Origin of the sequence: Vibrio natriegens NBRC 15636 = ATCC 14048 = DSM 759, assembly GCF_035621455.1 — a bacterium.
Lineage (GTDB): Bacteria > Pseudomonadota > Gammaproteobacteria > Enterobacterales > Vibrionaceae > Vibrio > Vibrio natriegens.
Map to the genome: position 1 here is coordinate 997,961 of NZ_CP141822.1, position 19,949 is coordinate 1,017,909.

17 protein-coding genes are annotated in these 19,949 nt (G+C 42.8%); 11 read left to right on the top strand and 6 right to left on the bottom strand.

The features are described from left to right. Positions 1-152: 152 nt before the first annotated feature. The 3 genes from VER99_RS04625 to VER99_RS04635 form a co-directional block, all read right to left on the bottom strand. Complete coding sequence (locus VER99_RS04625; protein WP_005495314.1) at positions 153-719, bottom strand: hypothetical protein; 567 nt, start codon at positions 717-719, stop codon at positions 153-155. 357 nt (positions 720-1,076) lie between these two features. Beyond that, positions 1,077-1,292 carry a hypothetical protein gene (locus VER99_RS04630; protein WP_020332820.1) on the bottom strand — a complete coding sequence of 72 codons (216 nt, stop codon included), beginning with the start codon at positions 1,290-1,292 and terminating at the stop codon, positions 1,077-1,079. 73 nt (positions 1,293-1,365) lie between these two features. After that, the gene (locus tag VER99_RS04635) at positions 1,366-1,917 is read right to left on the bottom strand and encodes an outer membrane protein (RefSeq protein WP_005495317.1); all 552 of its coding nucleotides are present in this window, start codon (positions 1,915-1,917) and stop codon (positions 1,366-1,368) included. A gap of 546 nt (positions 1,918-2,463) precedes the next feature. Between VER99_RS04635 and VER99_RS04640 the strand changes: the two genes are divergently transcribed. From VER99_RS04640 to VER99_RS04650, 3 genes are all read left to right on the top strand, one after another. Beyond that, the gene (locus tag VER99_RS04640; RefSeq protein WP_020332822.1) at positions 2,464-3,273 is read left to right on the top strand and encodes a winged helix-turn-helix domain-containing protein; all 810 of its coding nucleotides are present in this window, start codon (positions 2,464-2,466) and stop codon (positions 3,271-3,273) included. Then, positions 3,270-3,758, top strand: coding sequence for a hypothetical protein (locus tag VER99_RS04645; protein WP_020332823.1), 489 nt, complete (start codon positions 3,270-3,272; stop codon positions 3,756-3,758). Before VER99_RS04640 ends, VER99_RS04645 begins: the two co-directional genes overlap by 4 nt. A gap of 507 nt (positions 3,759-4,265) precedes the next feature. Continuing rightward, entirely contained in the window at positions 4,266-6,440 is a 2,175-nt protein-coding gene (locus tag VER99_RS04650) for an ATP-binding protein (protein ID WP_020332824.1), read from the top strand. 371 nt (positions 6,441-6,811) lie between these two features. On the opposite strand, the gene VER99_RS04655 is transcribed toward VER99_RS04650, so the two are convergent. Then, positions 6,812-7,720: a LysR substrate-binding domain-containing protein gene (locus VER99_RS04655; protein WP_020332826.1), complete on the bottom strand. Its 909-nt coding sequence runs from the start codon at positions 7,718-7,720 to the stop codon at positions 6,812-6,814. A 124-nt stretch (positions 7,721-7,844) separates the two neighbouring features. Here VER99_RS04655 and VER99_RS04660 point away from each other — a divergent pair, with 124 nt between their 5' ends. Then, positions 7,845-9,254: a glycoside hydrolase family 1 protein gene (locus tag VER99_RS04660; protein WP_020332827.1), complete on the top strand. Its 1,410-nt coding sequence runs from the start codon at positions 7,845-7,847 to the stop codon at positions 9,252-9,254. Positions 9,255-9,309: 55 nt separating this feature from the next. Here the strand turns inward: VER99_RS04660 and VER99_RS04665 are convergent, their stop codons facing one another. Together VER99_RS04665 and VER99_RS04670 are read right to left on the bottom strand one after the other, a co-directional pair. Then, a complete protein-coding gene (locus VER99_RS04665) occupies positions 9,310-10,587 on the bottom strand; it encodes an NAD(P)/FAD-dependent oxidoreductase (RefSeq protein ID WP_020332828.1) in 1,278 nt (425 codons plus the stop codon). A 34-nt stretch (positions 10,588-10,621) separates the two neighbouring features. After that, complete coding sequence (locus VER99_RS04670; protein ID WP_014231254.1) at positions 10,622-12,010, bottom strand: glutamine synthetase family protein; 1,389 nt, start codon at positions 12,008-12,010, stop codon at positions 10,622-10,624. Positions 12,011-12,419: 409 nt separating this feature from the next. On the opposite strand from VER99_RS04670, the gene VER99_RS04675 reads away from it, so the two are divergent. From VER99_RS04675 to VER99_RS04705, 7 genes are all read left to right on the top strand, one after another. Beyond that, complete coding sequence (locus tag VER99_RS04675) at positions 12,420-13,751, top strand: glutamine synthetase family protein (RefSeq protein WP_020332829.1); 1,332 nt, start codon at positions 12,420-12,422, stop codon at positions 13,749-13,751. A 121-nt stretch (positions 13,752-13,872) separates the two neighbouring features. Continuing rightward, positions 13,873-15,222, top strand: coding sequence for an aspartate aminotransferase family protein (locus tag VER99_RS04680; RefSeq protein WP_020332830.1), 1,350 nt, complete (start codon positions 13,873-13,875; stop codon positions 15,220-15,222). Positions 15,223-15,266: 44 nt separating this feature from the next. Beyond that, entirely contained in the window at positions 15,267-16,376 is a 1,110-nt protein-coding gene (locus VER99_RS04685; RefSeq protein WP_014231257.1) for an extracellular solute-binding protein, read from the top strand. Between the two features lie 49 nt (positions 16,377-16,425). Next, on the top strand, positions 16,426-17,568 hold the full coding sequence (gene potG / locus VER99_RS04690; RefSeq protein WP_020332831.1) for a putrescine ABC transporter ATP-binding subunit PotG: 1,143 nt from the start codon (positions 16,426-16,428) through the stop codon (positions 17,566-17,568). Further along, positions 17,565-18,482, top strand: coding sequence for a putrescine ABC transporter permease PotH (gene potH, locus VER99_RS04695; RefSeq protein ID WP_014231259.1), 918 nt, complete (start codon positions 17,565-17,567; stop codon positions 18,480-18,482). The genes potG and potH overlap by 4 nt, the downstream gene beginning before the upstream one ends. Beyond that, entirely contained in the window at positions 18,479-19,321 is an 843-nt protein-coding gene (locus VER99_RS04700; protein WP_014231260.1) for an ABC transporter permease subunit, read from the top strand. Before potH ends, VER99_RS04700 begins: the two co-directional genes overlap by 4 nt. Before the next feature lie 42 nt (positions 19,322-19,363). After that, entirely contained in the window at positions 19,364-19,906 is a 543-nt protein-coding gene (locus VER99_RS04705) for a cupin domain-containing protein (protein WP_024372708.1), read from the top strand. Positions 19,907-19,949: the final 43 nt, after the last annotated feature.

Sequence of the window (19,949 nt, forward strand, 5' to 3'; positions counted from 1 at the left end):
TGACAATGAGCAAACAATCTTTACCAGATGCTTTACAACTCATTAGAATTACTTAGTCATGGTGTTATCTACTTCGGATTGTAGAGAGAGTGTGGGTAGGGATATAAATAAGTTTTAGGGAGGTTAATCGTAACCTCCCGTGCAAAAATTACCTAACAGTCGTTATCCGAGCAAGTAAAGTCATCTTTAGACACGCTGATTTTCCCACTAAGTTGATTTGTACCATTAAAGTCATAATCTAACGTTTCTGCTGAAGAGCCAAAATTGCCATCATCATTAATATTGTGAGCGTCGAAGTCCACTTTAATCGAAGGATAATTACTAATATCTATTTTAAGGTAGTGATCTAAGTCACCCTCACTTGAATATGAAATACGCAACTTTTCTAAAAATGGCGAATATTCAAAATACTTACCTGAATCATTTGAGGTTAACATTATGACACTGTTGCTAGTCGTGATTTCTAAGCCTGCTTCATTACCATCAAAGTCATCGAGTGCATCAGGATCATAGCTTTGACTACATGTGTCTGTACTTGCTGTAATGTTACATTTAGCTAAAATATCTTTAACCAGTAAACTGGTTGCCTCTAAAATGTCCTCTGCGGCATTTCTAGCTTCGAAACTAGATAATTCTGTGGAAAGAGCTTTCTCTACATCATCTGAACCGCAACCTACCAATACACCTGAAACTGCCGCTGCGAGAATTAATTTTTTCATATTATTTATACCTTTGTCAATTAGTTAGACTTAAGAAAATAACCTATTAAAATAAGATTAATATGCCGGATTTAAGTCAATGTTTACCAAGTCTTAATAACCTTTAGAAGAATAACTTGATAGTGTCAAACTATTTGAAAATTAAATAATAAATGCTTGTGATATTTTCCTGATAAAAATACCTCTTCCAGTCTAAAGTAATGATTTAATCGCGACTAAACTGGGCGTTAACTTAACTAATTTTCATAATGGTTCATGAGTACGTTTTTAGCTTTTGTTTTCCGGTTTATCTTGTTATTATTAATCCTGTTCATGTCGTAAAAGAGATACCCACTCTGAGGGCTGCAAGATTATCGATTAATTACAGGTTAGGTCTCTTTTCTTTACTTCGACTTTGTTTGCTTCCATATAGTAAATATTGGTGTCTTCCTTAAAGTGTTCACACAGTTCCTCATTCGAGAACTTAGCGGCACGCTCTGTGCTAGCATTAGCGGCTTTTTCTTTTAGCGCGGAGCACCCTGTAAGACTAACAAATAAGATTGAAAACATAATTGTAAACAGGCTTTTATTCATTATTAATTTCCTATTGGAGTTTAGTTAACAGTATTCTTAAATGACACACAGTAGAACGACATTTAGTATGGTGTTAGAAGTTGTAGCCAAGTCCAAATGACAAGCTACCTGATGTTGCATCGAATGAGTCTGCATCATCAAAGTCAATGGTGCTCTTGCCAACCAAAAAGCCAGCGTTGACAGATAAACGTTCGTCGATAGCATAATCAGCACGCATACCTGCTACGAAACCGTCGAGCTCATAACTGTCGTAATCCAACTTCCCGTTTCCGAGTTGGTAACCGATCACAGGGGTGACTTTGAACGTGTCTTGGAAGAACTTAAAATCATAACCTATAGTAGCTTTGAACGTACGAAGGTCACCGTCACCAGTATCATCCCATTGATCAGATTCGACATCACCTTGCATTGAGATGAAAGTCTCTGCGCCGATTACGAAGTTTGTGTCACCTAGGCTTGCATCACCATGAACTACAACGCCAGATGTAGAAACACTAACATCTCCAGCATTAGGCTGATCATAAGAGAAGCCTTCTCCAGCCAGTCCGATGCTAAGTTCACCTGCGTAAGCTCCACCAAGGCTCATTGCGCTGAGAGCAGCACCAATCACTAAATGTTTTTTCATTATCATTACCTTTAATAACTCATAATTATTTTTAGCAGGTTCTCCCCAGCCACAATCAAAAATCATTTTTAAACAAGCTGATTGATCACCTTCAATGGAGTGAATGCTAAATAGGTATCTCGATAATGTATCTTTATTAAAATTAATAATATTAAAACCAAATAAAAACAGATAGTTAAGTTAAGTCGTTTTTATTGATAAATGGAGTACGTTGTTGTTGAAATCTTGCGACAAAAACACTACTGGAGCCTGTACAATGCGATTGTGGTTCACACACACTTTTGATTGATAAAGATGTGGTGCCTCAGTGGAAGCAAGCCAAACGTGGTAGAACACAACATTTAAATAATCTTGCTATTACGGCAGCCCTCATGGTCAAGCGTATCTTCTCTTGACTCTTGATGGCGTTGCAAAGCTGGAACGACTCGATGTTATCGATTGATCTAATTTAGTTAGTGCTTAATGATAGGCTATGGTATAGGTCTGTAGAGGCTATTCGAGTTTCAGCTAAATCACTATATCAAATGGAAGAAAGAAGAGAGAGAAATGGAAGTTAACGATATCAAAGTCAGTTGTGGTGAAGAAGGAGGAAGCTACTTTATTACCGTTGATGAGACCCGGTATAAGTGTTCTTATGCTGAGTCGGTCATATTAAGCCATTTTTTGAACAATAAAGGCAAGTTCTTCTCTAGAGATGAGTTGGCGTCAATTGGATGGCCGGGGAAGCTGGTCTCAAAAAACTCAGTTCCGGTTTCTATCGCTAATCTAAGAAAAATATTTAAGAACCATACCAAAATCGACGTTATATCCAATGAGAAAAACAAAGGCTATGTTGTTCAAGTTGATAAAATTAAATTTATTGACATTAACACTAATCAAGAAAAGTCTACTGACACGATCACGAAAGATAGTTCACCAGAGTTACTGGATGCTTTCAGTGAGTCCAAGATTAATAGAACCAAATTGTTTGTATCTAAAATTGCATTATACCCACTTCTTTTTGTAAACATTGCTCTTCTTCTAATCGTACTCTTCTTCAATCATACCAGATTAGAACCTCCCAAGGTAAATGTAATAAATAACGATGATTATATTGCGGTTTTTACTGGTGATAGCCAAGTATTGGCTCTGCTGGAAAGTGTGAAGAGTAGTCAAGAATCAATGCTTCTTAGATTTCAAGATATAGAAGAAGACCTCAAGTTAGCGAAACATGAAAATAAGAATATTTTGTTTATCAACTCGTCAGGAGAGCGGGTAGTAATAGATTGTTTGGTAAATGATCAATTGGTTTCTTTCTCAGGTGACGATATTGAGAAGATTGTTAGCGAGTTGAATGAGAAGGGGTGTAAGTTATGAATTATTTAAAATGGCTAAACGTGATTTTTTTTGTAGCTACTATCACCTATACCTTATTCCCTTTAGACAAAAAAACTTCGCCTATTGACGGTTACTTCAAAAGAAGTGAGGTGATTATCACTAAAGGAGAAGATCGAATTGAACTGAATACCAATGCTGATTTTCTTGCGAAAGAAATGAAATACACTTCTATTATTACCATAACGGATGTCGATAAAGAAAATCAATACAGTACGTTTTCTATCGATGGTGAAATGTACTTGAAAAATGGACTTATTGTATCAAAAACAAATCAAGTTGAAGATACCGACCATATTAATAAAAAAGTTGTCTTCACAGCATCCACGTCTCCTATTGTCAGCCAGATTCAAAAGTCATTTTTGGGTATTGATATCTACAAACCGCGTCGGTATCAATATATACTAATTGATAACTTCTTCTGCTATTACGATGTAGAAAAGCTCATTGCTCGTTGTATGGAGTAGAGTATTATTTATGCGACCTAAAGTAATTGATAGGAGCCAGCGTTCCTGTCATTCCTTGATTTAGCTCATTTCGTACTGTACTGATCCGTAGAGGTATATTCGATGATATTTAAACAAAACCCGTCAGCGTTAAAGTTGCACCATCTATACTAAAGCTAAGCGACTTTTCATGCCTTTAATTATCAATCCCTTGCTAATTTAGCAAATGCTCGGGCACATTTTTGTCCAAAGGTGTGCCGACGGGGCATGAAACACGAAAATGCCCCATTCCTTGTTTCGACTGATTCAACACCCACTCAACCAAAGTGACGATTGACCCACCTTTTTCTCATCTAACTATGTAGCCAAATTTACTACCCCACTACAAGCACCATATTCCTTTGGGGCCATAAGTTCTCTTACTTGTATTATGGTTATAAAGAGCAATACATGGCACTATGCCACATGTCTCGTATTGAAGGCGCCACGATAAATGTTCGGTAGTAACTGATAAATTGAGGATCATTCATGAAACTTCAGCTTGATTTGGCTAACTGTTATGGCATCAACCAACTATCTAAAGAGTTAGACTTTACAAAGTCAGCTACTAACGATGGCATTAATTCGCTCTACGCTCCAAACGGAACGCTAAAAACTTCGCTAGCTAAGACCTTTAAGGATGTGGAAGAAAACAAGGATACAAAGGATCTTATCTTTCCAAGTCGTACAACTGTAAGAAATATCAAAATTGATGGTGCCGATATAACGTCAGCCCAAGTGATGGTGATTGACTCTTATAATGAAAGCTATAGCTCTCAACAACTTTCAACTTTATTGGTTAACGAAGAGTTGAAACAACAATATGACACGGCTCTAAAGGAAGTTGATGGCAAACGCTCAACTCTCATAAACGGGATTGTTAAAAAGTCGGGGAAACGAGATGTCCCAAGCCTATTCAATGAAGCTTTTGGGATTCCTCAAAAAGAACTTTTAGGTTTACTTGTAACACTTTCTGAGCAGACAAACCCCGACTATACCCAATATGGAGAATATAAGTACGATACTTTGTTTAATCCAAAAGCTCTCCAGCTCATTGCCTCAGAAGAGTTAAGCAAAGACCTAGCAGACTATGTCGACACCTATGACAAGTTGATTGAAAAATCTACAGTTTTATCCAAAACTTTTAATCACCAAAAGGCTGATGTCGTTTCAAAAAGTTTAACAGATAACGGCTTCTTCAATGCTTCGCACAGTGTCAATATTTCGGTTGATGGTTCTAAGCAAGAGGTGTCTTCAAAAAAGGAGCTAAATGAGTTACTACAATCCGAGCAAGATAAAGTACTACAAAATCCCGAATTAAAAGAAAAGTTCAGCCGTGTTGATAGCAAGTTGAAAAACAAAGAAACTCAAGCTTTTCGAGATCTAATTTCAGAACATCAAGACTTGCTAGGTGAATTTACCGATGTTGATGAGTTTAAAAGAAAAGTTCTAATCGGGTACTTACAATCTAATCAATCTGCTTGGGATGACTTAGTTGCGACATATAAGTCTAATCAGGAACTGGTAGCAAATATTGTCCATCAAGCACAGCAACAAAAAACAACTTGGGAAACCGTCGTTGATACTTTCAATAAACGCTTCAAAGTTCCATTTAAACTTAGCGTAGAAAATCAGGATGAAGTGATTCTAAATAACGCCGCTCCAGCTATAAAGTTCGAATTTGATGACGGACGAGGTGAGTCAGAATTCGTTAGTCAATCAAGTTTGGTAGACGCTTTGAGTCAAGGCGAAAAGCGTGCACTTTATATCCTTAACGTACTTTTTGAAATTGAAGTGAAACGAAACAATATTCAGCCACTCTTAGTCGTGATAGATGATATTGCTGATTCGTTTGACTACAAGAACAAGTATGCCATTGTTGAATACCTCCGTGATATTGCAAAAGTGGCTCATTTCAGCTTGCTATTACTTACTCACAACTTCGATTTTCATCGAATTGTGAGTAGTCGACTCGGTGCGAAGCGTCAGAATCGTCATATGGCAATAAAGTCATCAACGGAAATTGCTCTAAAGCCAGAAAAATATCAAAAAGATGTATTTAATGCTTGGAAGCAAAACTTAGCTACAAATGAAGCTTACCTGTTAGCTAGTATCCCATTTGCTCGAAATCTTGCAGAGTATTGTGGTCATGAAGCTCACTACAGTAGTTTGACATCTCTTTTGCACCTAAAAGCAGGTACCAAAGACATCAAAGTTAGCGATATACAAGCGATGTATAGTGAGATCTTTGTAGATCAGTCTGCACTAGAGCTGCCAGACAGTGAGTCGTTGGTGTTTGATAAGATAATAGAGCATAGTGATGCGCTTGTAGCTGATCCTCAAGAATCACCCGAGCTTGAATGTAAAGTTATTTTGGCTATGGCTATCAGGTTACAAGCTGAGCATTTTATGATCACCAGAATAGCCGACCCAGCTTTTGTTGAGGGGATTAGTTCAAACCAAACTCGTGCACTTTACGATAAATTCATTGAGCTACACCAAGCTGAGCAAGACACCATTAGCTTGCTTGATCAAGTTAACTTGATGACTCCAGAGAACATTCATTTGAACTCATTCATGTATGAACCAATCTTGGATATGTCCGCTCATAGCTTGTATCAGCTCTATTCTGACATACAGGAGTTAGTAAACGGTCAAGTGTAGTGGATAAGTGAATTTGGCCACTTTTTCTGCTGAGTGCATGGTTGCAATACCAGTGCTAATCCGAACAGCCGGAGTGTATTTTGGTTCATAACTCGGTTTTGTCCAAAAGTTTGTTACATACATATCCACTATGTCTCTCGAGGGACTGATTGTAATGTGGTAATTTAACAACGTTGAACTTAAATCGTTAGCCAAATATGCAAGCTTTTGATGCAATTTTATGCGAACTTATGCTGCAAATAGTTTTGTAGCTGTTTGAAAGCTAGTTCGGACTATGCTAAATTACGTTGCAGGCATCACATTGAAAAGCCTGCAGTGTTTAAATACATTGCAGGCTTTTTTCGTTTTTGCTTCTTGCAACGTTGAGTCGTTTAATGATCTTCAACTAACTGACTACGTAACCACGATGTGAATGCCTTGAAACGTGGGCGTTCTTCCATTCCTTTCGGGCAAATAAGTAAGTACTTCATGTCGGCTGGAATAACACCAAATGGTGCGATTAATTCACCGCTATCAAGATAAGGCTGAATGAGCGCGACACGTCCCATTCCCACTCCCATATGGTTTTTAACCGCAGATACCGCCATCTCACCATGGTTGAAGACATAGTAATTGGCGTTTGGGGTAATCGGTTCTGTTTGCTGTTTGAGCCAATGTTGCCATTCAAAATCGTAATTGGCTGAATCAATAGACTCTGTGCAATGGATTAAATTGGCGTTAGTTAAGCTACTCACTTGGTCCGTAATCTTATGCTTTTCTGCGTATAACGGCGTGCAAACAGGAGTAAGGTACTCTTCAAACAGCATTTCGTTATGCATATCAGATTGGGGTTCGCGGCTGTAGTAGATAGCTAAATCCACTGGCTCGTGATGAAAGTCCAGATAGCTGGCTTTCACTCGGATCTTTAAGTTCAGGTTAGGATAGCGATCCTGAAAATTTGCCAGCTTAGGTAAAAGCCATGACTGAGCAAACGTTGGTGCGACCCCGATGTATAACTCTCCGGTGAGCTCATTAAAGCGAATGTCATCGATGTCAGAAAAGATGGTAGAAAAAGAGCCGCTTACTGTTTCGTATAGTCGTTTTCCTTCCTCCGTCAGCTCCAGCTTTCTGGTCAGCCGGATAAATAGCTTGAAGCCTAACTGCTGCTCCAGTTGTTTAATTCTCTGACTTACCGCTCCCTGAGTTAAGTGCAACTCTTCGGCCGCGTTGGTAAAGCTTAAACACTTCGCGGCCACGTTGAAGGTATACAGGTTTGAGACGACATGCTGTTTGTTTTCCATCTTGCTCTTATCTATTAGTTCAGCTAATTCATACTGTACTCGAATTGAGTTGTTACGATCAAAACATTCCTTTTTAATTAGCTTGTCTTATGTGATTTTAATTGTCAGTTTCAAGGAGCAAGCTATGTCTTTTCGTTTTCCCGATGAATTTCTGTGGGGTGGGGCAACGGCCGCAAACCAAATTGAAGGTGCGCATACTGCCGATGGGAAGGGACTGTCGACATCCGATATACAACCTTTTGGCTCGTTCGGGGAACTAAAGCATCGACAGGATGGTGACTTTAATATCAAAGACATTGCTATTGATTTTTATCACCGTTACCCACAAGACATCGCACTGTTCTCTGAACTTGGGTTTACGTGTTTTCGCCTTTCGATTGCCTGGAGCCGAATCTTTCCCAAGGGCGATGAATTAGAGCCTAATGAGTTGGGGCTGGCTTATTACGACAAAATTTTTGATGAGCTCGAAAAGCACGGCATTACACCAGTCGTTACGCTATCTCACTATGAAATGCCTCTGCATTTAGCTGAGAAATATCACGGCTGGACAAGCAGAGAACTTATCGGCTTCTTTGAGCGTTACGCTACCGCGGTATTCTCCCGCTTCGGGCATCGCGTTAAGTACTGGCTGACATTCAACGAAATTAATGCCACTTTACATGAGTCGTTCACGGGGGCCGGAATTCCACGCGGCAGTGAAGCTCAGGCTCTTTACCAAGGAATACATCACCAGTTGGTGGCCAGTGCAAAAGCAGTCAAAGTCTGTCATGAGCTGCTGCCAGATGCCAAGATCGGTAATATGATGTTAGGCGCAATTCAGTATGCATTGACCAGCCATCCGGATGATGTGTTTGAAGCAATGCAACAGAACCGCGAATGGCTATTTTTCGGAGACGTACAAAGCCGTGGTTACTACCCAGGCTATATGATGCGCAAATTTAAAGAAATGGGCGTTGTTCTTAATATCACGGATGAGGATAAAGAGGCGTTAAGAGAAACCATCGATTTTATTTCATTCAGTTACTACATGACGGGTTGTGTCAGTGTTCAGAACGAAAACCTAGAGATGACGGATCAGGAAGCTTTCAAAATGGGGAGCAATCCGTATCTGGAGTCAACGGATTGGGGATGGCAAATCGACCCTAAAGGATTGCGTATTGTTTTGAACTTACTTTATGACCGATACCAAAAGCCATTGTTCATCGTAGAAAACGGTCTTGGTGCGGCAGATACCGTCAATGAAAATGGAGAGATTGAGGATGATTACCGAATTCAGTATCTCAATGACCATTTGTATCAGGTTGGTGAAGCGCTTCAGGACGGTGTCGAAATAATGGGTTACACCTGCTGGGGCCCGATTGATTTAGTCAGTGCTTCAACCGCACAGATGTCAAAACGCTACGGCCTGATTTATGTAGACCGTGATAACGACGGTCAAGGCACGTTAAATCGTTTAAAGAAAAAGAGCTTTTACTGGTATCAAAACGTGATTCAAACCAATGGTGAAGCGCTGACTCCACCAAAGGCAGAATGAGTTACAGGGGCTTCGGTAGTGATTGCGCAGCTGAAGCCCTTTAACGGCACAATATTTACAGCAAGTCGCGAACCCGGTAGTAAGACATAGCCAGAACAAGTGCAGGGGTCCGGAGTAAACGTCCGCCGGGGAATGACATATGAGGCACTTTATCAAAAATGGCAAAGCGTTCAGAGGTCGCAGCAACACATTCAGCCATTAAAGTGCCTGCCAGACCTGTTACCGCAATGCCATGGCCAGAGAACCCCTGTGCAAAATAAACATTGGGTTTAAGTCGGCCAAAGTGAGGGGCGCGATTCATGGTGATCGCCACATTACCGCCCCACGCATAATCGATTTTAGCGTTTGTTAATTGAGGAAATATGCTTACCATCCGGTTGCGCATCGCCTTTTCTAAATTAAATGGTGCAACCCCAGAGTAGCTGACTCGCCCGCCAAATAGCATCCGGTTGTCACCGGAGCAGCGGAAGTAGTCGAGTACAAAGTTGATGTCACTCGCCGCGATACGGTTTTTCATCAGTTTATTGGTTAGGTCTTCTTCAAGTGGTTCTGTGGCACAGATGTAGGTACCCACGGGCATGACTTTGTTTTCCAGCGAGCTTTCCAACCCTTCCATATAAGCATTACACGCAAGAATAACGTGATTCGCTTTCACCTCACCATGCTTGGTAAATAGAGTCGCAGGATCACCGTGCTCAATTTTAATCACCGCACTTTCTTCAAAGAACTGAGCTCCGGCGGCTTGGGCGGCATTAGTTAAGCCAAGCGTGTAGTTTAATGGGTGTAAGTGACCACTATTGCGATCAAGCATGCCGGATGTGTATTTGTCGCTATCAATATTCTCTCTGACTTGTTCTTTGTCCCACAGTTCAAGAGAGTCATATTGATAGCGTTCTGTCAGGTTGGCATACCATTCTTTTAGCTCTTTGTCATGACGCGACTTCATGCCCAAATGAACCATGCCATCCCGCCAATCACAGTCAATATTGTACTTTTTGATATTGTTTTTGGTCAGAGCGAGCGCCTCGATGGACAGCTCCCAAAGTTTCTTGGCGTCAGACTCTCCGACGAGCTTTTCAAGTGTATGTTGCTCTGAAGCCCAGCCAAAAATCGCCTGTCCGCCACTTCGCCCTGATGCCCCCCAACCGACACGATTGGCTTCCAATACGATGACGCTATAGCCTTTGTTGGCGAGTTCCAATGCCGCTGTTGCTCCGGTTATACCAGATCCCACAATACAAACATCGGCAACGTGGCTTCCTTTCAACGTAGGAAAGCGCAAATCTTGGTTTTTTGATGCAGCATAGTAAGAGAGGGTATGCTTCGTACTCATCTTGACATCCTTTTCTTCTAATCTTGATTCAATACTATCGGTACCATTGGTATTCAAGTGGTGAAACTTGAGCCGAAAACCTTTCCTGCTCGTGTTTTTTGTTGGCGAGGTAAACTTTGCAAAGCTCTTCTCCAAAGCTGTTTTGCATAAATTCACTTGCTGAGAAGGCATGTAAAGCACTGTCCCAAGAGCTTGGCAGAGTCGGCAGATCGAGCTGAGTTGCGTCTCCGTCTATTGGCGCTGGCGGTACCAGATTGTTTTCAATGCCGTCTAGGATGGATGCCAATAAAACAGATACAGTGAGATAAGGGTTAACATCGGCACCTGATAAGCGGTGTTCGATTCGCTTGTCTTCTTCTCCGCTGGCGGGCACTCGCACAGCAACCGTTCGGTTATCCCACCCCCATGAAGCATGCATTGGTACGAACATATTCGGTTGTAAGCGTCGATAGGAGTTGGCATTAGGAGCAAAAATCGCCATGCATTCATCCATGTGTTCTAAGACACCAGCAATGGCATTGAGCAGTAAATCGTCATTATACCCAAGCACGTTAATCCCATCGGCGTCCTGCAAGCTGATATGAACGTGGCAACCACTGCCTGCATATTCGGTATAAGGTTTAGCCATGAAGTTGGCATGAAATCCATGTTTCTTCGCTATCGCACGAACGACACGTTTTAGTAGCATGGCATGGTCACAAGCAAGTAATACATCGGTGGAATGTTTTAGGTTTACTTCAAATTGCCCCGGTGCATATTCGGCTGTGATGTTTTCTGCCGGAATGCCCTGTTCTTGACATGCGCTTACGATTTCATCCAAAAAAGTTTTAAATTCATCGAGTTCATCCAGTGAATAGACTTGCGTTTGTGTCATTCGCTCGCCGCTTACTGGCATCAGAGGGGGTTGGGGGCAGCCAGTATCATCGGTTTCAGGATCCTGCAAATAAAACTCTAACTCAACCGCGACACACGGATGAAAGCCTTTGCTTTTCAGTTTTTTTACTTGAAGATCGAGGACGTGTCTGGGGTCAGCAAAGAAAGGTTGGTTCGTCTCGGGCTCGTACATCGTAACGATGGCTTGGGCGCTATTCTCTTGCCACGGTACGACCTGCAATGAGTTTGGCACAATACGGCAAATACGGTCACCATCACCTTTTTCAAATCCCAGCCCGGTTTCTTCGACAGTTTCGCCGCAGATATCCAGTGCAAAAACGGACGCAGGCAAACAGATACCTTGCTCCAGAACTTTGCTGAGTTGGGCGGTGTTGATTCGTTTTCCCCTGACGACACCATTCATATCGAACAGAATCAAATCAATCGTCGTGATGTTTGGATTTTGTTCGATAAAATGAGCAATTTCTTGTTGCTCTTGCTTGGTTTTTAGTCGGTCAATGTTAATCGGTTGATTGGCAAGACTAGTCATATCCGCTGTGCCTCCTTGGCGTTAAACGTAATAATCCCTTGTTCTATATGGGCTCAGGAATGCCCCGCAGACAGCTTTACTTGCCTATTAAACATACACACATTGTTTAGAAAATTGCAACACATTTGTAACTTTAACCTCACCGATGCTATATCTTGATATAAAATATTTAACAGATTGGTTGACTTTTGGGCGAGTTAGGCACAATGCTAAATAGGGCTTATTGATACATCCATGATTTTTGATGTGGGTTAGCAACGGGCGATTTTGTACTCAACCCGATTGGTTCGGTAGTTGGGATTAGAAAAACATACGAGTGTTATTTTGTTGTTCGCCGTTTTTGATCGGACGCAAAGCTGTAAACATAAAGCTGTATTTCATGGACCGAAATTATTGCAAAGAAGGATTTATGGAAACATTCAAGAAATGGATTGAAGAAAACCGTATTACTGAAGTCGAGTGTCTTATCCCTGACATTACTGGTAACGCAAGAGGCAAAATTATGCCCGCCAAAAAATTTCTTCGAGAAGGAGGGATGCATCTTCCCGAAGTGATTTTTTTCCAGACGGTAAACGGTGACTGGCCAGACGATGAAAGCATGATTGATCTCACCGAGAAAGACATGAATCTCGAGCCAGATCCAAATACGGTCAGGTTAGTTCCATGGACAAAAGATCCAACAGGTCAGGTAATTCATGACTGTTTCACAGTGGATGGTGAGCCAGTAGAAGTTTCCCCAAGAGCGGTGTTGCGTCGTGTTTTATCGTTCTACGAAAGAGAGGGTTGGAACCCAATAGTGGCACCTGAGCTAGAGTTTTTCTTGGTTAAGAAAAATCTGGACTGGGACTATCCGCTTGAGCCGCCGATTGGTCGAAATGGGAGACCAGAAACGGCCAGACAATCCTTCAGTATCGATGCTGTGAATGAATTCGATCCTATTTTTGAAGACATGTATGACTTCTGTGAGGCGCAAGGCCTGGACGTTGATACATTAGTTCATGAATCGGGTGCCGCTCAGATGGAGTTGAACTTCGATCACGGTGAACCGTTAGATTTGGCAGATCAGGTGTTTCTCTTTAAACGCACGGTACGAGAAGCCGCATTGCGCCACGATGTTTATGCGACGTTTATGGCGAAACCAATGGAGCATGAACCAGGCAGTGCAATGCACATTCACCAAAGTTTGGTGGACGTGAACGGCAAGAACCTGTTCGCCAATGAAGACGGCTCTAACAGCGAACTCTTCCTCAATTATATTGCTGGCATGCAAAAATATACCCCGGCTGCGATTGCCTTTTTTGCGCCAAACGTCAATTCCTACCGTCGACTGGTCTTCGGCGAGTCAGCGCCTACCAACGTAGCTTGGGGAGAAGACAACCGCACGGTTGGGCTTCGAGTTCCGGTCTCTGATAAGAATGCCCGCCGGATTGAAAACCGTTACGCCGGTGCGGATGCGAACCCTTACTTAGCGATGGCATTGTCATTGGCCTGTGGCTACTTGGGTATGAAAGAAAAACTTACCCCGACACCGCAGAGTACAGGTGACATGACGACAGAACCTTACTCACTGCCTCATACATTGGAAGATGCGTTATTGCTGCTGGAAAACAGTAACGAGCTGAGAGAAATTCTCGGTGATCGATTTGTTTCTGCTTACGTGGCAATTAAGCGAAAAGAGTACAAAACGTTCTTTCAAGTTATCAGCTCTTGGGAGCGTGAGTTCTTACTCTTAAACGTATAAGTCAAACTTAATTACCAAGTGAAAGCTACTTTCTCTTAGCGAACGTTACCGTCGAACCATTTATCTTTGCGGATAAAGGGAAAGTAGTGCTCACGTTATTAATAAACCATGGAATGAAACTATGTCTAAATGGATTGAGCAAGATAGTGCACATTGCTTGCACCCTTTTACTAACTTCAAGGCGTTAAATGACAAAGGTTCTCGCATTATTAAGCGCGCGGAAGGGGTTTACATCTATGACGAGGATGACAACAAAATCCTCGACGGTATGGCGGGCTTATGGTGTGTGAATATGGGCTACAGCTGTCAGCCTCTTATTGATGCCGCGACAAAGCAAATGCAAGAATTGCCGTACTACAATTTGTTTTTCCAAACCGCACATCCACCAGCGGTAGAGCTTTCTACTTTATTGGCCGAGGTCACGCCAGAAGGCATGAACCATGTGTTCTATACGGGCTCAGGTTCTGAGTGTAATGACACGGTAGTGAGAATGGTTCGTCACTACTGGAGTAGCCTTGGTAAACCGCAAAAGCAAACCATCATCAGCCGTAAAAATGCTTACCACGGCAGTACTATGGCGGGGGCAAGTCTCGGTGGCATGTCTGCGATGCATGCGCAAGGTGGTCTTCCTTTACCTAACATCGTGCACATCGATCAACCTTACTATTTTGGTGAAGGAAATGGCGTCGATGAAACCGAATTTGGTTTAGAGCGTGCAAGGCAGCTAGAAGAGAAGATTCTAGAACTCGGTGAAGAAAATGTCGCTGCTTTTATTGCAGAGCCTATTCAAGGTGCTGGTGGCGTGATTATTCCACCGTCAAGCTACTGGCCTGAAATCCAACGTATTTGTGACAAATATGAAATTCTATTGATTGTTGATGAAGTGATTTGTGGCTTTGGCCGCACTGGCGAATGGTTCGCAAGTCAGACCTTCAATATAAAGCCAGATCTTATGTGTATGGCGAAAGGGATCACATCAGGTTACCTGCCGCTAGGTGGTGTGATGGTTCGTGATCATGTTGCCAAAGTACTCACCGATGCAGATACGGAATTCGCCCACGGTTTTACTTACTCAGGTCATCCTGCTTCTTGTGCGGTTGCCATCGCCAACATTAAAGAGATGCAACGTCTCAGCGTTGTTAATCAAGTACGAGAAGAGACCGGCCCATATTTTGCCAAACGCTGGGCAGAGCTCGCTGAGCACCCAATGGTTGGTGAAGCGCGTAGCGTTGGTCTGGTCGGTGCAATTGAGCTTGTTAAAGATAAACAAACCAAACAACGTTTCGATAAAGAGTTAGATGTAGGTACTCGTTGCCGCGACCATTGTTTTAACAGTGGCGTGGTATTGAGAGCCGTCGGAGACTCAATGATCTGTTCACCACCACTGATTATCACTAAATCAGAAATAGACGAATTAGTTGCACTTGCAAAACTGGCTTTAGATAACACGCTCGCCGACGTTCAGCAGTAGCCGACGAGAGCAATACCAAAACTCACCAAGGAATGGAGATCCAAATGGAGAAAATGAAGGTTTATTGTGGGGTAGCGTTGGGGATGACTCTTGGGTTAGCCCCGTTAACATCAATTGCTGCGGAAGACAAAGTACTCAATATCTATAACTGGTCTGATTATATTGCTGAAGATACCATCGCCAAATTTGAGCAGGAAACAGGTATCAAGGTTGTCTACGATGTTTTTGATTCTAATGAAGTTCTGGAAGCAAAAGTTCTGTCAGGTAACACTGGCTTCGACCTTATTGTCCCGAGTAACGACTTTTTGGGCAGACAGGTAAAAGCCGGCGCTTTTCAGAAGCTGGATAAAGAAAAGCTCAGCAACTATAAAAACCTAGACCCAAAACTGATGGGAATCTTGTCAGACACCGTCGATCCTGAGAATGCTTATTCGGTGCCTTACCTTTGGGGCACAACAGGTATTGGCTACAACGTCGAGAAGGTCAAAGCGGCACTTGGAGAGGATGCTCCGGTCAACAGCTGGGATTTAGTCTTTAAACCAGAGAACATGGAAAAACTGGCGAAATGTGGTGTGGGCTTTTTGAATGCGCCATCAGAGATCATGGCCGCGTCACTTAACTACATTGGCAAAGATCCAAATAGTACGGATCCGAATGATTACAAAAAGGATGCGCTTGAGTTACTCAAAACTGTCCGTCCATACGTCACTTACTTCCACTCTTCGCAATACATTAATGACTTAGCTAATGGCGACATTTGTGTCGCGATCGGTTGGTCCGGAGATGTTCTTCAAGCGGCAGATCGTGCGGCAGAAGCGGATAACGGTGTTGAGATTGCTTACTCAATTCCGAAAGAGGGCGCTTTAGCTTGGTTTGATTTGATGGCCATTCCTAAAGATGCTAAGCATCCAGAAAATGCCCACCTTTTCATTAACTTCCTGTTAAGACCAGAAATCATCGCTGAAATCAGTAACTACGTTTGGTACGCGAATCCAAACCCGCCGTCACGTGAGTTCATTGATAGTGAGATTCTGGATGATCCAGGCATCTACCCTAATGAGGAAACACAAGAGAAGCTCTACAGCGCGAAAATGTTACCTCATAAAACCGCTCGTGCGATGACTCGTGCGTGGACTGATTTTGTTAAAAACTAGATAGAGACAAAGAGGTGACCCTAGGGTCGCCTCTTTTATGGAGAGTGCCATGACAGTGATGTCAATTTGTAATGATCTTCCTCATATGCATGTGGATTCCAATCCGCCAAAACCTTTATTAGAAATCAAAGGTCTCACCAAAAGCTTTGATGGTCACGTCGCCGTTGATGGTTTGGATTTGACGATCAATCAAGGTGAACTGTTTGCCCTGCTTGGCGCATCGGGCTGTGGAAAATCAACGTTGCTAAGAATGCTTGCTGGTTTTGAGCAACCTTCAGCTGGGCAGATTATTTTAGATGGAGAAGATCTTGCCGAGATACCTCCGTATCGTCGCCCGGTCAATATGATGTTCCAATCCTATGCGCTGTTTCCTCATATGACCGTTGCAGACAATATTGCATTTGGTTTAAAGCAGGACGGCATGTCTCGCCAAGAAATCAATGAAACCGTCAAACAGATGCTGGAACTTGTGCATATGTCTGACTATGCCAAACGCAAACCTCATCAACTTTCTGGTGGTCAGAAACAGCGTGTTGCACTGGCTCGTAGTTTAGCCAAAAAGCCAAAACTGCTGCTTCTGGATGAACCAATGGGCGCTTTAGATAAAAACTTAAGAGAAAAAATGCAACTCGAAGTGGTGGATATCTTAGAGCGTGTGGGGGTGACTTGTGTGATGGTGACACACGATCAAGAAGAAGCCATGACCATGGCCAGTCGAATGGCGATTATGAATAAAGGTCAGTTTGTGCAAATTGGCTCTCCAGAATCGATCTATGAACACCCGAATTCTAAATTCTCAGCCAAGTTTGTCGGCACGGTAAATATCTTTGAAGGCATATTGGAAAATAATCAAAACGACAGTTGCACCGTGCGCAGTCAGGATCTTGAACACCCGATTTGTATTAATGAAGGCATTTCTGGTGTGACAGGGGTACCCGTGATGATTGCGGTTAGGCCAGAGAAAATGACGTTGAGCACACATAGCAATCATTCGGTCAACAGCTGCACAGGGGTCGTTGAAGATATTGCCTATATGGGCAATCAATCTATCTACCACGTGCGTTTACCGTCTGGAAAATTAGTCACGGCAACCTTACAAAATACCACTCGCTTGAGAAAAGACATGCCGACGTGGGAACAGAAGGTCACGCTAAGTTGGGAAATGGAAAGCTGCGTGGTACTTAAAATATGATAAAGAAAGCCAAACTCGATATCTGGCGTGTCATACCCACGCCAAAGTGCTTACTGCTTGCTGTCCCTTATGGATGGTTGTTACTGTTCTTCTTACTCCCATTTTTGATCGTATTTAAGATCAGCTTCGCCGAGGCTCAGGTCTCGATTCCTCCCTATTCTGAACTGCTCAGTTATGCCGAGCAGCAATTGCAGCTACTGCTGAATATCGGTAACTACGAATATTTGTTGGAAGATGATTTGTATGTGTCTTCCTATTTAGAGTCGATACGTATCGCATTCATTTCAACGTTACTGTGTTTAGTGGTCGGTTTTCCAATTGCCTGGGCTATTGTGCATTCAACGCCGTCGACGCGTAACGTCCTGCTGATGCTGATCATTCTGCCTTCATGGACGAGTTTTTTGATTCGAGTCTATGCCTGGATAGGTATCCTCAAAAACAATGGATTACTTAATAACGTGCTACTAACCATTGGGGCGATTGACGAGCCATTGAAGATATTGCATACCGACGTCGCCGTATATATCGGCATTGTGTATACCTATCTGCCTTTCATGGTTTTACCTTTGTACACCGCGCTGATGCGAGTCGATTATTCACTAATAGAAGCCTCGAGTGATTTAGGCGCGAAACCAATCACCACATTGTTTAGTGTTTTAATTCCTTTAACCCGCGCCGGTATTATCGCTGGTTCCATGCTGGTCTTTATTCCTGCGGTAGGGGAGTTTGTTATTCCTGAACTGCTCGGCGGGCCAGATTCAATTCTAATCGGCAAAGTGTTATGGCAAGAGTTTTTCAATAACCGAGACTGGCCTGTTGCCTCGGCCGTTGCCACCACGATGTTACTCATACTAATGGTGCCAATTCTTTGGTTCCACCGTTATCAAAAACGTGAATTGGAGGTACAGGGATGAACGATATTCCAGTTTACAACAACAAATGGAAGTGGATGGTTTTAGGGTTAGGTTTTGCTTTCCTCTATTTACCCATTCTGATTTTGATTATTTATTCTTTTAATGAAAACCGCTTAGTGACCGTTTGGTCTGGGTTTTCTTTTAAGTGGTATTCAGAGTTATTTGACGATGACTTATTAATGGGCGGGGTAAAGCTGAGCTTGTTAATTGGTTTTCTCTCTGCCAGCGCCGCTGTGGTGCTGGGGACTATCGCGGCGTTTGTCCTGAATCGCTTCGGGAAATTTAGAGGTGAAACCGGATTCGCGTTTATGATCACGGCGCCGTTGGTGATGCCAGAAGTGATCACCGGTCTGTCTTTACTGTTACTCTTCATTGCGATGGGGCAAGTGTTTGATTTATTTAATCAACGTGGAATGATGACTATCTGGATTGCACATGTTACGTTTTGCACGGCATACGTTACGGTAGTCGTTAGCTCCAGATTACAAGAGGTCGATCGCTCAATTGAAGAGGCTGCGATGGACTTGGGGGCTCCGCCCTGGAAGGTATTTCTGCAAATTACCTTACCAACGATTGCTCCTGCTATTGTTGCAGGCTGGTTACTGGCGTTTACGTTATCACTCGATGACCTGGTGATTGCGAGTTTTGTATCTGGTCCGAGTGCTACAACGCTACCAATGGTGGTATTCTCCAGCGTTAGACTAGGCGTTAGTCCTAAAATTAATGCCCTCGCGACGTTGATCATTTTAGCTGTCTCCTGTGCCACCTTTATTGCGTGGTGGGTGCTCGCTAAAGCGGAGAAACGGCGATTACAAGAGGCGAAAATGAGCCAGCAGTAAAGGCATTCGCTGACAAACTAGGAGAGATACATGGATAGAGACATGGATGTAGGCAAGCAACTTAAGACGATCCGAACCATGCGTGGTTTATCTCAACGAGAGCTTGCGAAGAGAAGCGGTGTGACGAACTCCATGATCTCTCAAATTGAACAGAACCTTGTGAACCCTTCTGTTGGGTCACTAAAAAAGATACTGGAAGCGATTCCCATCTCAATGGGCGAGTTTTTTACCTTAGACGTTGAATCCGAGGATGACATCTTTTTTAGTCCGGAACAGATGACGGATTTAGGTGACGGCAAGATTAACCTGATGTTAGTGGGTGCGAAACGAGAAGGTCGCAAACTTGCCATATTGCATGAAGTCTACCCGCCAGGTGCTGATACCGGCACTGATTTCATGCAGCACGAAGGCGAAGAAGGCGGCGTGGTGATTCGCGGAGAAATAGAGATCACGGTAGGCAGTCGCACTCAAGTGCTGAAAGCCGGTGATTCTTACTATTTTGAGACGCGTAAGCCACACCGATTTCGTAACAAGGGAAAAGTGGAGTGTGAGTTGATAAGCGCTTCGACGCCACCAACGTTTTAAATACTCGCTTTCGAAAAAATGGCCTCTGTTACGAGGCCATTTT